The 14,274-nt window shown below is 71.9% G+C and carries 12 protein-coding genes; 1 reads left to right on the top strand and 11 read right to left on the bottom strand.

Going from position 1 to position 14,274, the window contains the following annotated elements:
- Positions 1-112 precede the first annotated feature (112 nt).
- The 10 genes from OG896_RS26495 to uppS form a co-directional block, all read right to left on the bottom strand.
- A complete protein-coding gene (locus tag OG896_RS26495; RefSeq protein ID WP_443057271.1) occupies positions 113-1,072 on the bottom strand; it encodes a glutamate ABC transporter substrate-binding protein in 960 nt (319 codons plus the stop codon).
- A 101-nt stretch (positions 1,073-1,173) separates the two neighbouring features.
- Positions 1,174-2,598: a hypothetical protein gene (locus tag OG896_RS26500; RefSeq protein WP_329369316.1), complete on the bottom strand. Its 1,425-nt coding sequence runs from the start codon at positions 2,596-2,598 to the stop codon at positions 1,174-1,176.
- Positions 2,599-3,248: 650 nt separating this feature from the next.
- Positions 3,249-4,262, bottom strand: a complete 1,014-nt coding sequence (locus OG896_RS26505; protein ID WP_329369317.1) for an N-acetylglucosamine kinase — start codon at positions 4,260-4,262, stop codon at positions 3,249-3,251.
- Positions 4,253-5,530, bottom strand: a complete 1,278-nt coding sequence (locus OG896_RS26510) for a 6-phospho-beta-glucosidase (protein WP_329369319.1) — start codon at positions 5,528-5,530, stop codon at positions 4,253-4,255. Before OG896_RS26510 ends, OG896_RS26505 begins: the two co-directional genes overlap by 10 nt.
- Positions 5,527-6,435 carry a carbohydrate ABC transporter permease gene (locus tag OG896_RS26515; protein ID WP_328464269.1) on the bottom strand — a complete coding sequence of 303 codons (909 nt, stop codon included), beginning with the start codon at positions 6,433-6,435 and terminating at the stop codon, positions 5,527-5,529. Before OG896_RS26515 ends, OG896_RS26510 begins: the two co-directional genes overlap by 4 nt.
- A 15-nt stretch (positions 6,436-6,450) precedes the next feature.
- Complete coding sequence (locus OG896_RS26520; protein ID WP_329369321.1) at positions 6,451-7,398, bottom strand: carbohydrate ABC transporter permease; 948 nt, start codon at positions 7,396-7,398, stop codon at positions 6,451-6,453.
- Positions 7,398-8,726, bottom strand: coding sequence for an ABC transporter substrate-binding protein (locus OG896_RS26525; RefSeq protein ID WP_329369323.1), 1,329 nt, complete (start codon positions 8,724-8,726; stop codon positions 7,398-7,400). Before OG896_RS26525 ends, OG896_RS26520 begins: the two co-directional genes overlap by 1 nt.
- A gap of 233 nt (positions 8,727-8,959) precedes the next feature.
- The gene (locus OG896_RS26530) at positions 8,960-10,201 is read right to left on the bottom strand and encodes an ROK family transcriptional regulator (RefSeq protein ID WP_329369325.1); all 1,242 of its coding nucleotides are present in this window, start codon (positions 10,199-10,201) and stop codon (positions 8,960-8,962) included.
- A gap of 185 nt (positions 10,202-10,386) precedes the next feature.
- A complete protein-coding gene (locus OG896_RS26535) occupies positions 10,387-11,280 on the bottom strand; it encodes a septum formation family protein (RefSeq protein WP_329369326.1) in 894 nt (297 codons plus the stop codon).
- A gap of 168 nt (positions 11,281-11,448) precedes the next feature.
- The gene (gene uppS / locus OG896_RS26540) at positions 11,449-12,219 is read right to left on the bottom strand and encodes a polyprenyl diphosphate synthase (RefSeq protein ID WP_329369328.1); all 771 of its coding nucleotides are present in this window, start codon (positions 12,217-12,219) and stop codon (positions 11,449-11,451) included.
- 241 nt (positions 12,220-12,460) lie between these two features.
- Here uppS and OG896_RS26545 point away from each other — a divergent pair, with 241 nt between their 5' ends.
- The gene (locus tag OG896_RS26545; protein ID WP_329369330.1) at positions 12,461-13,510 is read left to right on the top strand and encodes a methyltransferase domain-containing protein; all 1,050 of its coding nucleotides are present in this window, start codon (positions 12,461-12,463) and stop codon (positions 13,508-13,510) included.
- Positions 13,511-13,544: 34 nt separating this feature from the next.
- Here the strand turns inward: OG896_RS26545 and OG896_RS26550 are convergent, their stop codons facing one another.
- On the bottom strand, positions 13,545-14,210 hold the full coding sequence (locus OG896_RS26550; protein WP_329369332.1) for a DUF402 domain-containing protein: 666 nt from the start codon (positions 14,208-14,210) through the stop codon (positions 13,545-13,547).
- Between the last annotated feature and the right edge of the window lie 64 nt (positions 14,211-14,274).

Consider the following 14,274-nt stretch of genomic DNA (forward strand, 5'->3'; position numbering starts at 1 on the left):
GCTCAGCGTGGCCCGCGTGTTCCGCGTGTCCCGCGTGTTCCGCGTGTTCCGCGTGTCCGGCGCGTGCGCCGCGCCGGCCGAGCCCGCCGTACGCGTCGGAACACCCCTTCCCTTATTTGTACTTCGGTTGCGGCGGTCCCGTGACGTCCGGCAGGTCCTTGGCGAGCCAGGTCTGGTACTGGTGCATCCACTCGCTGCTCGCGCCGCCCGCCTCGTAAGCCACCAGCACCTGGTTGACCCGGCGCACCAGGTCCTGGTCGTCCAGGTTCATGGCCACACCGTACGGCTCCTCGGTGACGGGAGTTCCCACCAGGTGCACGGTCGGGTCCTGCGCGGCCTGTCCCGCGGCGAGCGCGTTGTCGGTGAACACCGCGTCGACCATGCCGAGTTGCAGCAGCACCAGGCAGTCCAGCTGGTTGTCGACCAGCTTGATCTTCGCGCCGTGCGCGCCCTGCTTCAGCTTGGCCTCCCCGGTCGAACTCGACGCGGTGCACACCGTCTTGCCCTTGAGGCTGTCGTTGTACCCGGTGATCGGCGAGTCCTTCGGGACCAGCAGTTGCTGGCCGGCTTCGAAGTAGGCGATGGAGAAGGCCACGTCCTTCAACCGGGAGCAGGTGATGGACATGGTGCGCACCACCATGTCCACCTTGTGCTGCTGTATGTCGGTCACCCGCTTGTTCGTCGGCACGGTCAGGTACTGCACCTTCGCCGAACTGCCCAGGATGTTCTGGGCGATGGCCTTCACGATCTCGATGTCGAAGCCCGCGATGGCGCCGGTCTCCGGGTCGCGGAAGCCCCACAGGTAGCTGTTCTGGTCCACGCCGACGATCAGCCGCCCGCGCTTCTTGATCCGTTCCACGGCGGCACCGTCGGTGGTGCCGGACGACGGCGACAGGCTCGCCTCGGGCGTGGTGCAGGTGCCGGAGTCGGTGGCGGCGGCGTCCCGCGCGTGCGCGACCGGCCCGCCGCTCGCGGGCGACGACGTACGCCCTGCCCCCGTGGCGCCGCCGAACGGCCCGACGCCCAGCGGGCTCAGCGCCGCTGTGACGGTCAGCGCGCAGGCCGCCGCCATCGCCGCGACCCCGCCCCATCCACGTGCCGTACGGCTCACCGCGACCTCCCTCGTCTCCACCCGGCCGAACCGGCCCCACCCTCGGTACGTTCGCACGCCGCTCACCGGTACTCCGACAGGCGCCGCCCGATGCCGATCAGCGCGGCGCCCGCGGCGAGCGCGGCCAGCAGGCCCGCGCCGTACGGCAGCAGCGACAGCGCGCCGCGGCCGTCGGTCGCGGACTGGTGGAACTCCTTCTGCTCCTGCGCGACGGCCTTGCCCAGGCTGGTGTCGACCGCGCTGAAGCTCTCCTGCGTGGTGTTCGCCACCGTGAACTCGCCGCCGCTGTTCTTCACGCCGATCACCTCGGCGACCGCGGTGGTGTAGTCGCCGCCGTCGTCGGCCGCGCGCTCGCGGGTGTGCCGCTGCCGCCACGCGCTCGCGTTCTCGATCGCGGAGCGCACCGGGGCGCGGCCCGCCTCCTTGTCGGCGAGCGCCAGCGCCTGGGCCAGCTCGCCGCCGCCCTTCGCGCTCGCGGCGGTGGACTTGCCGGCCAGCGTGGCCATCTCCTTCTCGAACTTCGACTCGTACTCGTCGCCGGAACCGCGCGCCACCAGCGTGAGGTTCTCGTCGCCGCGGGCCTGGAGCACCGCGATCCGGGCGTTGTTGAGCACCTGCATCGACTTCGCGCCGTGCGTGTACGAGTCGGCGAGTTCGGTACGGGCCAGGGTGTGCGCCGCGACCAGCCACAGCAGCACCGCCGCGGACGCCGCGGTCGCGGTCAGCATGCCCCGGTTGAACACCCGGTTGGTACGGCGGTAGTGGCGGCGCTGCGCCCACACCAGCGCGGCCAGCGCGATCACGCCCAGCGCCCACGACGCGTACGGCAGCGCCTTCGCGTCGGAGTAGTCGGAGCCCAGCCGGGCGTTCTCGGCCTGGTACAGCTTGTCGGCCGCGTCCAGCAGGCCGCCCTGCTTGCGCATCTGCGTGTCGGCGTACCGCAGGTAGGCGCCGCCCAGCGGCAGGCCCTGCCGGTTGTCGGCCTGCGCGGTCGCCACCAGCTCGGTGTACTGCGGGAGATGGCTGTTCAGCGTGGCGATCTGGGTGCGGGCCTCCTGCGAGCCCGCGCTGTTCGCGGCGGCGTCGGCGATCAGCTTGGCGGCCGTGGTGATGTCCCTCTGGTAGCGGTCGGACACCTCCTTCGGCTCCTCGCCGCCGACCAGGAAGCCGCCCGCGACGGTGGCGTCCGCGTCCGCGAGGGAGCGGTAGATCTCGGCGGCGTTCGCGCTCAACGGGGCGCTGTGGTCGATCACATGGCCCGCGGCGGACTGCCGTTCGGCGACCTGCCACGCGGTGACGGCGCCGAACGCGATGACGAGGACGGCGAGGACCGCGCCGATCAGGCGGAGCCGGCCGGGCTCGGTGGTGGTCGCCGCGCGGAGCCGGGCCGTGGACTCCGCCCAGGCGCGGCGCGGGGCCGCTCCCGGTGCGGCGGCGTGCTCCGGCTGCACCCCGGGGTGCGGCCCGGGGTGCGGCCCACCGGTCAATCCCCCTGCGTACCCCTGGACCTGGCTTCGGCCTTGGCTCTGCACAGGCACGCCACCTGTCGGCGTCTGCGTCACGCGCCCTCCCCACGATGCGGTCAGCTTGCAGCAGCAGTATGGCTGCCGCCGCCTACCTCTGCACACGCCTCCGGCGGCTGCACGGTTCCGTGGGCACCCTTTGCCCGAGAGGGTGCCCACTTCCCGGCACGGGGGTGCCCTGATGGGGCGCGGGGCTATGCCTGTTCAGCCGTCCATCGGCCGGTGGCCTGGATGCGACTGCGGCTGCCCCTTCTGGCCGGTGGCGAACTGACTCACCGTCGTGGCTGGTCGCGCAGTTCCCCGCGCCCCTTGGTGGTGGGTGGTTGCGCGGTTCCCCGGGCCCCTTGGTGGTGGGTGGTTGCGCGGTTCCCCGGGCCCCTTGGGGGTGGGTGGTTGCGCGGTTCCCCGGGCCCCTTGGGGGTGGGTGGTTGCGCAGTTCCCCGGGCCCCTTGGGGGTGGGTGGTTGCGCGGTTCCCCGGGTCCCTTGGGGGTGGCTGGTCGCCGTGGGGGGGAGGTTCGCCGTTCGGGGGCGCGGGGAACTGCGCGACCAGCCATCCACCGGCCGGTGGTCCCGGGGCGGACGGGACATCCGTCCCCGGGGGGACAGGGGCGCCCTACGGGTAGTGAGCGCGGAGGGTGGACTGGGCGGAAGCGGGAGCGGAGGTGTGGTCGAGGCCGAGGAGGGCCGCCCCGAGCACCGGGGGCGCCGTGACCACGTGGGCGCGGGCTTTGGGCGCGGTCGAGGCGAGCCCCGCGGTGATCCCGCCCATGAGACGGGGATTGCTCGCGGCCATGACACCACCCCCGAGGACGACGTCGGCCTCGTCGTCGAGGAGGTCGAGCCGCCGGAGCGCGACCGTCGCGAGGCAGACGATCTCCTCGGCCTGCCGGTCGACCACGGAGCAGGCGACCGGATCACCGGCGTCGGCGGTGGCGAAGAGCACGGGCGTGAGTTCGTACCGCCGTACGTACGGTATGCGTTCCAGGTGCAGCGCCTCGATCAGCTCGTACATCGTGCGCAGCCCGAAGTGCGCGGGCAGCGAGGTGGCGAGCGCGGTCGGCTCGCCGCGCCCGTCCTCCGCGCGCGCGGCGAAGTACAGCGCCTCCTCCGCCAGTCCGGACCCGCCGCCCCAGTCCCCGGAGATCTTCCCGATCGCGGGGAACCGCGCGGTGCGCCCGTCCGGCAGCAGGCCGACGCAGTTGATGCCGGCGCCGCACACCACGGCGACGCCGCGCGGCTGTTCGACGCCGGCCCGCAGGATCGCGAACGTGTCGTTGGCGACGTACGTGCTGCGCGCCCACCCGCACGCGTGCACCGCCGCCTGCAACTGCTCTTCCTCGACCGGCAGATCGGCGTTGGCCAGGCACGCCGAGGTGTGCTCGGCCAGCGGCCGGCCGCCGCGGTCGCCGGCCGCCGGCAGCCCGGCGGCCGCGGCCGCGCGTTCCACCGCCTCGGTGACGACCGCGACGGCCGGGTCGATCCCGACGATCGGCGGCTGGAAGCCGCCGCCGCGGGCGCTGCCGAGCACCCGTCCGTCGGCGGCGACCAGCGCGACGTCGGTCTTGCTGTTGCCCGCGTCGATGGCGAGGACGCCACCGGGGACGAGCGGCTCCGAAGTCACGCCCACGCGAAGTGCTCCCGGTTGTGCGCGATCAGACGGTCCGTCAGACCTTCGGCGTACTCGTACTGCCCGATCAGCGGGTGGGCCAGCAGGGCGGCGAACACCCGGTCCCGGCCGCCGCGCAGCGCCGCTTCGAGCGCCAGGTCCTCGTACGCGGTCACGTTCGCGACCAGGCCGGCGAAGAGCGGCTCCAGCGGCGGCACCGGCAGCGGTGTGGCGCCGGTGCCGTCGACAAGCGCGGGCACCTCGATGACGGCGTCGTCGGCGAGGAAGGGCAGGGTGCCGTTGTTGTAGGTGTTGACCACCTGCACGTCGCCGCTCCACGAGGGCGACCCGGCGCGCAGCAGCGAGGAGGCGAGCGCGACGGCCGCCTCCGAGTAGAACGCGCCGCCCCGCTTGGACAGCAGCTCCGGCTTCTCGTCGAGCGCCGGGTCGCCGTACATCTCCAGCAGCTGCTTCTCCATCGCGGCGACCTCGCTGGCCCGCGACGGCTTGCTGCCCAACTCCCGCACCACCGCGTCGTGCTGGTAGAAGTAGCGCAGGTAGTACGACGGGACGACGCCGAGCCGGTCCACGATCCCGCGCGGCATGTGCAGGTCCTCGGCGATGGCGTCGCCGTGCTCGGCGAGCAGCTTGGGCAGCAGGTTCTCGCCGTCCGGGCCGCCCAGCCGCACCCCGCGCTCCCAGGTGAGGTGGTTGAGCCCCACGTGGTCGAGGTGCACCTGCTCGGGTGCCACGTCCAGCAGCCGCGCGAACTTGCGCTGGAAGCCGATGGCCACGTTGCACAGCCCGACCGCCTTGTGCCCGGCCTGGAGCAGCGCCCGGGTCACGATGCCGACCGGGTTGGTGAAGTCGATGATCCAGGCGTCCGGTGCGGCCCTGCGCACCTGCTCGGCGATGTCCAGCACCACCGGCACCGTGCGCATCGCCTTGGCGAGGCCGCCCGCGCCGGTGGTCTCCTGGCCGATGCAGCCGCACTCCAGCGGCCACGTCTCGTCCTGGTTGCGCGCCGCCTGCCCGCCGACCCGCAGCTGGAGCAGCACCGCGTCGGCGCCTTCCACCCCGGCGGCCACGTTGTCGGTGGTGACGATCCGCCCGGGGTGGCCCTGCTTCGCGAAGATCCGCCGGGCCAGCCCGCCGACCAGCTCCAGCCGGTCCGCGGCCGGGTCGATCAGTACCAGTTCCTCCACTGGCAGGGTGTCGCGCAACCGCGCGAACCCGTCGATGAGTTCGGGTGTGTATGTGGACCCGCCGCCCACGACCGCCAGTTTCATCCCTTGACTCCTGTCAGGGTCACGCCTTCGATGAAGGCTTTTTGAGCGAAGAAGAAGACCACGATCACCGGGGCCATCACCAGAACGGTGGCCGCCATGGTCAGATTCCAGTTGGTGTGGTGGGCGCCCTTGAAGGACTCCAATCCGTAACTGAGGGTCCACGCCGCCGGGTTGGAACTGGCGTAGATCTGCGGGCCGAAGTAGTCGTTCCAGCAGTAGAAGAACTGGAAGAGGGCGACCGCGGCAATCGCCGGGCGGATCATCGGGACGATCACGGTGAGCAGGGTGCGCAGTTCGCCGCAGCCGTCGACCTTGGCCGCCTCGGTGTACTCCTTGGGGATGGTCAGCAGGAACTGGCGCAGCAGGAAGATGGTGAAGGCGTCACCGAAGGCCATCGGGATGATCAGCGGCCACAGCGTGCCGTCCATGTGCAGCTGCTTGGTCCAGAACAGGTACATCGGGATGATGATCACCTGGGGCGGCAGCATCATGGTGGAGATCACCAGCACCATGATCAGGTTGCGGCCGCGGAAGCGGAACTTCGCCAGCGCGTAGGCGACCGGCAGCGACGACACGACGGTCAGCACGGTGCCGGCCACCGAGTAGACCAGGGTGTTGCGCCACCAGGTCAGGAAGCCCGGAGTGTCCCAGACGGTACGGAAGTTGGACCACTCGAAGGGGTGCGGCCACAGCGACCGGGTGAGCGCCTGGTTGTCGCTCATCAGCGCGGTGAGCACCACGAAGACGAACGGCAGCACGAAGAACGCGGCCGCGGCGATGCCCAGCGAGTGCACGCCGATCCAGTGCAGGGTGCGCCTGCGCCGGGCGGCCTTGAGGGCGCGGGGGTCGGGGGCGTGGCCGGTGCGGGACGGCGCCGATCCGGCGGCGAGGGTGGTGTCGGTCATGTGCGTCATCTCGGGTCAGTCCTCCGCGGCCAGGAAGCCGCTGCGGCGCCGCATCAGCAGGGCCGTGAACGCCATCGCCAGCGCGAACAGCACCAGGGCGACCACGCACGCGGAGCCGTAGTCGAAGCGCTGGAAGCCCAGGTTGTAGACGAGTTGCGGCAGGGTCAGGGTGGACTTGTCGGGGTAGCCCGGCTCGAACTGCTGGCCGGAGTTGCCGATGATGCCGGAGGCGACCTTCCCGGCGACCAGTGGCTGCGTGTAGTACTGCATGGTCTGGATGACGCCGGTGACCACCGCGAACATCACGATCGGCGAGATGTTCGGCAGCGTGACGTACCGGAACCGGGACCAGGGGCCCGCGCCGTCCAACTCGGCTGCCTCGTACTGCTCCTTGGGGACATCGAGCAGCGCGGCCATGAAGATGACCATCAGGTCGCCGATGCCCCACAGCGCCAGCGTGGTGAGCGCGGGCTTGGCCCAGTGCGGGTCGGTGAACCAGCCCGGGGTGGGCAGTCCGAGCCCGCCGAGGATGTTGTTCACCGGGCCGGTGCCGGGGTTGAGCAGGAAGACGAACGCCATGGTGGCGGCGACCGGCGGAGCCAGGTACGGCAGGTAGAACGCGGTACGGAACAGGCCCGCGCCGGTCTTGATCTTCGTGATCAGCATGCCGATGCCCAGCCCGAAGATCACCCGGAGGGTGACCATCACGATGACCAGCCACAGCGTGTTGCGCAGTGCCGGCCAGAACAGCGGGTACTGCGTGAAGACGTACGACCAGTTCTTCCCGCCGGTCCACGTCGGCGGGTTGAAGCCGTTGTAGTGCATGAACGAGAAGTAGACGGTGGACAGCAGCGGGTAGGCGAAGAAGACGGCGAACCCGATGATCCACGGGGAGAGGAACGCGAGGTTCCGCAGGGCGGCTTTTCTGCGCTTGGCGCGCAGCAGGGGGTGGACGGCGCTCATCACTTGGCCTGCGCGATGTCCTTGTCGACCTGCGTGTCGACGCCTTCGAGCCCGGACTTGAGGTTCTTGGACTTGCCGGACTCGTAGTCGTAGCCGAAGTCCTGCAACGTCACCTGGTAGGCGCCGCCGTTGACGCTCGGCGGGGTGGTGGTGCTGGCCGGGTTCAGCGCGATGTCGATGAAGGTCTTGAAGCCCGGGTCCTGGTCGAGCTTCGGGGACTTCAGCGCGGCCAGCGTGGAGGGCACGTTGTGGATCGCGTTGGCGAAGGAGACGACCGCGTCGGTGTCGGTGGTCATGAACTTCACCAGCTCCCAGGCGGCGTTCTTCTTGGTGCTGGTGTTGGCGATGCCGACGATGGTGCCGGTGACGTAGCCCTTGCCGTAGCTGCTCGCCTGGTTGTCGGGCACCGGGAAGGGCGCCACGCCCAGGTCGTTCATGCCGGCGTCCTTGGCCATGCCCAGCCGCCACTCGCCGTCGATGCCCATCGCCACCTGGCCGGTCTGCAGCGGGTTCTTCGCGCCGAACTCGTCACCGAAGGTGTTGCGGTACTTCTCCAGCTTGGAGAAGCCACCGAGCGACTTCACCATGTCCTGCTGCCAGTCGAACATCGCGGCGAAGCCGGGGTCCGACGCCATCTGGGCCTTGCCGTTGGCGTCGAAGTAGTGCACGCCCCACTGGGCGGCGAAGTGTCCCGGGGTGGACTCGTAGCCGTGGAAGTCCGGCATGAAGCCGAGCTGGGAGTAGGAGTCGCCCTTGGACTTGGTCAACTTCACGGCGTCGGCCTTGAGTTCCGACATCGTCTTGGGCGGGGCGGAGATGCCGGCGTCGGCGAACTCCTTCTTGTTGTAGTACAGCCCGTACGCGTCGCCCAGCAGCGGCAGCGTGCACTGCACGCCGTTGAACTGGGTGTACTCCTGCATCGTCTTCGGGAACGTGGTCGCCGTGTCGATCTTCGACTTCTTCAGGAACGGCGAGAGGTCGGTGAGCGCGCCGGAGGAGCAGAACTGGCCGACGTTGTCGGTGGTGAAGGAGGACACCACGTCGGGGGCCTTGCTGCCGCCGGCCCGCAGCGCCTGGTTGATCTTGTCGTCGGTGATGTTGCTCTGCACCTTGACGTGGATGTTCGGGTGCAGCTTCTCGAAGCGGGCGACGTTGTCGTTGATCGCCTTCAACTCGTTGGGCGCGGACCAGCCGTGCCAGAAGTTGATGGTCACGTCCTTGCTGGCGTCGTCGGTGGCGCCGGAAGAGCTCTGGCCGGTACACGCGCTCGCGAGCAGGGATATCGCGGCGGCGGCGGCGACGGCCGCGGCCTTCGTCAGACGGGACACTGCGCTTTACCTCCGGGAGGTGGGGGTGGGGGCGGGGCGGGTTGAGGGTGTGCGGTGCCGACGGGACGGCGCGTGGCTGCCGTTCCGCTGTTCTCGGCGGGTGCGATGTGGTGCGGTGTGCTGCGGTGCGGGTGTCGGGCTCGGCGGGTGCGGGTGCGGGTGCGGGTGCGGGCGTACGGGGCTGCGGGTGGCGGTCGGTCGGCGGCGGTCGGTCGGCGGCGGGCGGGGACGGGTCAGCGCGAGGTGTCGAACACCTCGTCGCGGGTGGTGGCGAGCGCGCTCTCCAGGGCGCCGCTGAGTACGGGATGCATCTCGACCGTGCCGAGCACCAACCGGGGCCGGGGTACGGCCAGTTCGGCCAGCTCGGCCTGGATCATGGCGCGCAGCGGCTCGCCGCCGGCCACCGTCACGTTCCCGGCCAGCACGATCAGCTCCGGGTCGAGCACCGCGACGATCGAGGCCAGGCCGATGGCGTGGCCGGTGGCGCAGCGGGCGAGCAACTCGGCGTAGGGACCGGTGGGTTCCCCGCTGCCGTCCTCACCCGCCGCCTCCTCGTAGTACGCGGCCGCGCGGCACAGCACCGCGGTCGCGGCGTCCTCCAGGCTGCCCTCGGGGATGTCGAGGCCCAGTTCACGGGCGGTCCGCAGCACCGCGTTGCACCCGGCCAGCTCCTGGAAGCCGCCGTTGTTCGCCTTGACGACGTTGCGGACCAGGGGGGTGCCGGGCACCGGCAGGAAGCCGACCTCGCCGGCGCCGCCGGTCCAGCCGCGGTGCAGCTTGCCGCCTATCACGAACGCGGCGCCGATGCCCTCCTCGTTCCACAGCAGCGCGAAGTCGCCGTGCCCGCGGGCCGCGCCGATGCGCTGCTCGGCGACCGCGGCGAGGTTCACGTCGTTGTCGTACTCCAGCGGCATCGGCAGCGCGGCGGCCAGCTCGTCGAGCAGGCTGGGGGAGTGCCAGCCGGGCAGGTGGCTGGCGTAGCGCAGCCGTCCGGTGCTCGGGTCGAACGCGCCGGGCGTCCCGATCACCAGCCGGTGCAGGTCGGAGCGGTTCAGCCCGGCGGCCTTCACCGCGCCCTCCAGCGCCCGCAGCACGTGCTCCACCGCGCTGCCCGCGCGGTGGCTCGGCGTGGGCAGCCGGAAGTCGCCCACGGTGCGGCCGGTGATGTCGGCGACCGCGGCCCTGATCCGCTCGGTCTTCACGTCCAGGCCGGCGACGTAGGCGGCGGCCGGATTCACCGAGTACAGCTGGGCGTTGGGCCCCGGGCGGCCCGCGGTGGTGCCGGTGGCGAGCACCAGCCCGGCCGCCTCCAGCCGCGCGAGCAGCTGCGACGCGGTCGGCTTGGACAGCCCGGTGAGCTTGCCGATCCGGGTCCGGGACAGCGTTCCGTGCTCCAGCAGGAGGTCGAGCGCGGCGCGGTCGTTCATGGCGCGCAGTACGCGCGGCGTTCCTGGGGTGCCAGCCATGCGCGCCATCCTCCCTCAGTTCACTGTTAGGAAACTTTCCTATTGGCGAATGTCAAGGTAGGCCCGCTGTCAGTGGAGCGTCAAGGGGGCTCGGCGCAGCCTCGTCCAACTCGTTACCAAGTGGGGGTGCGGCTTCGTCGTGACGCCGGTTGCGGCCCCGGGCGGCGGGGGTCGGTCGGCCGCCGGTCGCGGCGTCAGCGCGCGCGGGTGGTGGGCAGGCCCAGTGCCTGGCGGACGGCGCGCTCCTGCGGCACGGAGTTCTCGCCCTGGAGGGTGTGCGTCGTGCGCTTGATGCCGGTCGGGGACGCGCTCTCGGAGGCGTCGCGCCACTGCGCGGCGAGCGCGCGGACCCGCTGGAGCAGCGCGTTGGCCGGACCCTGGGCACTGGCCGGCCAGTGGTGCCCGTCGAGCAGTTGTGCCTCGGTCGTGAACGAGTCGGCCACTCCGGCCGCCCACAACTGGTAGGAGCTCAGGTCGTCCTCGCCCTGCGACCGCGGGGTCGTTGCGAGGGCGGACTCCGGCCGGTCGGCGGCGTCGAGGTAGGTGTACTGGTCGGGGCGCAGCGAGGTCTTGTCGTGGCGCAGCACCGTCGTGGTCGGGGAGCCGCCGCGCGGCACCCAGTAGCAGATGATGTCCTGGTCGCCCGCCGCCCACTCCGCCCGCGTCGGCAGCAGCGACCGGGCCAGGTCCACGGTCGGGGAGAGCGTCCAGCTGTCCATGTCGTAGGCGGTGACGAGGTTCTTGCAGTCAGCCTCGGCGGTGCCGGTCAGGTCGTCTGGGGCGGGGTAGGGAAGGTGGCCCTGGTAGAAGGTGAACCGGCCGTACACCTCCGCGGTGTGCGGCTGCGTGCAGGGCACGATGTGTACGGGCGCGAGCGGCATCGTGGCGCCGATGAGGGTGAGGGTGCGGTCCGCCGTGAAGCAGTCGCCGAGGGCCAGGTGCCGGGGGTCGGGGTCGGCGGTGTGCGGGTTCGGAGCCGGCGTGCTTGCCGTAGGAGCGGCGGCGCGGTGCTGGTGGTGCGGTGCGGCGCCCTGGCACGACGCCAGCGCGAGCGGGACGAGGAGGGCCGCCGTGGCGGCCCTGGACACGCGACGGACGGTCGACCGGCTCATCCCCAGATCCCCCCAGATCCTCGCGCCACCGCGTGGCGGGCCCGACGACCGTACCGCCCGGCCGGTCACCGTGTCAGGGCGATTCCGCCGCGGGGCCGGACCTTTCCGCCGGCGGGGCCGGGCACTTGCGCCGGGTGCGCCCGCTCAGCGGCGCTGGCGGTCGGAGTAACTGCGCACCGCGCGAAGGAAGTCCAGCTCGCGGAAGGCGGGCCAGTACGCCTCGCAGAAGTACAGCTCCGCGTAAGCGCTCTGCCACAGCAGGAAGTTCGACATGCGCTGCTCGCCGCTGGTGCGGATGACCAGGTCGGGGTCGGGCTGCCCGGCGGTGTAGAGGTGCCTCGCCACGTCCTCGACGTCGATCTCCTCGGCGAGTTCGCCCAGCGTCCGGCCGGACTCCGCCTGCTCGTAGAGGTGTTCGCGCAGCGCGTCGACCACCTCCTGGCGGCCGCCGTAGCCGATGGCGAGCGTGACGTGTGCCCCGGTGGCGCAGTCGCGGGTCACCTCGACGGCCTCCTTGAGCACCTCGGCCGTACGGTCGGGCAGCGCGTCCAGCGAGCCGGCGATGTGCATCTGCCGGCGGGAGTCCGGGCGGGCGAGGCGCCGGCCCACCAGGTCCTCGATCAGGCCCATCAGGAAGGCCACTTCGGCGCTGTCGCGGCGGGCCAGGTTCTCCGTGGAGCAGACGAAGACGGTCACGTGGCGGATGTCCAGGCGGTCGCACCAGGACAGCACGTCCTCGACGTGCTCGCCGCCTGCCTTGTGCCCCAGGCTCGGGTTGGCGATGCCCATCTGCCGGGCCCAGCGCCGGTTGCCGTCCATGATCAGCCCGATGTGCCGCGGCAGCGGCGCGGACGCGGCGACCCGGCGGCGCAACCGCCGCGTGTAGAGGGCGTAGAGAGGGTCGGCCATGCGCATGCCGCGGTCCTTCCGGAGGAGTGCGGAACCTGTCAGCGGACCCGCCATAATACGAAACGATGACACGCGCCGCGTGTTACGTCCCGCGGGCCGGAATTCGGCACCCGGGTGCGCGGCGTCCCGAGCGCGTCGCCCGCGGTCCCCCGGCCGCCGGCGGCCTGCCGGGCACCCGGCGCCCCCGGACACCCGGCTCGCCGGGAACCGTCCCCCACCCACCCTCCGGTGCACAGGAGTTGACACCATGCGGACGAACGACGCCCAGATGCTGGTGCTGAGCGCGCTGGCCGACGGGCCCCTGCACGGGTACGCCGTCAACAGCGCGGTCGAACGGATGACCGGGGCGCGGCTCGGCCGGGGCAGCCTGTCCGGCGCGCTGGCCCGGCTGGCGGCGAAGCGGCTCGTGGAGTACCTGGACAACCGGCCGGGGCAGCGGCAGCGCCCGCTGCGGCTCACCGCCGCCGGGCGGGAGGTGCTCGCCCGCGAGGCGCGGTCGCTGGCCAGGACCGCGGACGCCGTGTTCGAGGCGGCCGTGCCCGACCGGATCGCCTACCAGGACCGGCTGGCCGCCACCGGCGCCGCCCGCGCGTACAAGCGCGCCGCGCTCGACGCCCTCGCGATACGGCCCGGCCACACCGTCCTCGACCTCGGTTGCGGCCCCGGCACGGACCTGCCCGCCCTCGCGGACGAGGCCGGCCCGGGCGGCACCGTGCTCGGCGTCGACCGCGACCCCGACATGGCCGCCCGGGCCCGTACCCGTACCGCCCTCCTTCCTTCCACCCACGTCCAACTGGCCGACCTGCACGCCCTTCCCTTCCCCGACGCGACCGTCGACCGGGCGCACACCGACCGGGTCCTCCAGCACGTGGCCGACCCCGCCCGCGCGCTCGCCGAGGCCCGCCGCGTCCTGCGCCCGGGCGGACTGCTGGTGATGGCCGAACCCGACTGGGAGACCCTCTCCATCGACCACCCCGACCTCGACCTCACCCGCGCCTACACCCGCCACCTCACCGACCGCGTGGTCCGCAACGGCGCCATCGGCCGCCAACTCCCGCGCCTGGCCGCCGCCGCGGGCTTCACCGTCCCCGCGGTCCTCCCCGTCCCCACCGTCTTCCGCGACCTGCGCACCGCCGACCAGGTCCTCGGCCTCCAACGCACCACCGAACGCGCCCTCGCCGCCGGCTACTTCACCCCCCACACCGCCGCCGCCTTCCTCGACCACCTCACCCGCGCCCCCTTCTTCGCCGCGGTCACCCTCCACATCACCACCGCCCAATCCCCACCCACCCCCTGACCCGTCCGAAGCCGCCTCGCCCGGACGCCCGCGGTCAGGGCAGGTCCGTCCGCAGCACTGCCCGCGGCAGGACCGGGGTCGGCCACCCAGCGGACGAACTCCAGCCGCTCCAGCCCGCGTCGACCGCGAACGGGCCCTCGCCGCGCTCGATCATCGACAGCGCCTGGCCGCGTGCGGCTTCCACCGCCGCGTGGTCCTCGTCGTCCACGATGCCCAGCCGGCGCCCCTGCGCGTACTCGTCCTCGTCCTTCCACTCCCACCCGGACAGGTCCGGTGCGACCACGAGGTCCAGCAGCAGGTCGAAGGTGTCGAAGCCGAGGGTCGTACGGCGCAGCGGGCGCTGGAAGTTGACGTACCAGCGGTCGAGGTGGTGGTCGCCGTAGGGGTGGTAGAAGGCGTTGACGCTGAAGTACGTCGCCGGGGGATTCCACAGCAGCAGGACCGTGTCCCGCCACCTCCACCGGCCCAGTCGCCAGTCGCCCGAGGCGAGATCGTGCAGTGCCTGCCGGCGGATCGCGGTGTCGCCGGACATCTGCGTCGCGATCCACGCCGTCGGCGCCAGCCCTTCGCTGCCCGGCCGGCACGCAGCGACGAGCGCCGCCGGGGAGTCGTGCACGACCCGGAGAGACTGAGCGCTCCACACCCGGCCGTGGAAGACATCCCGGCGGACGACGGTGGTACCCGGTGCGAACGTCGCCATTCCGTCACCCCCTCTTGCGAGTGCTTCCCTCGCGCGGCACCCGGTACTCCGGGGAGACAACGGC

This window comes from Streptomyces sp. NBC_00669 (assembly GCF_036226785.1).
Classification (GTDB): domain Bacteria; phylum Actinomycetota; class Actinomycetes; order Streptomycetales; family Streptomycetaceae; genus Actinacidiphila.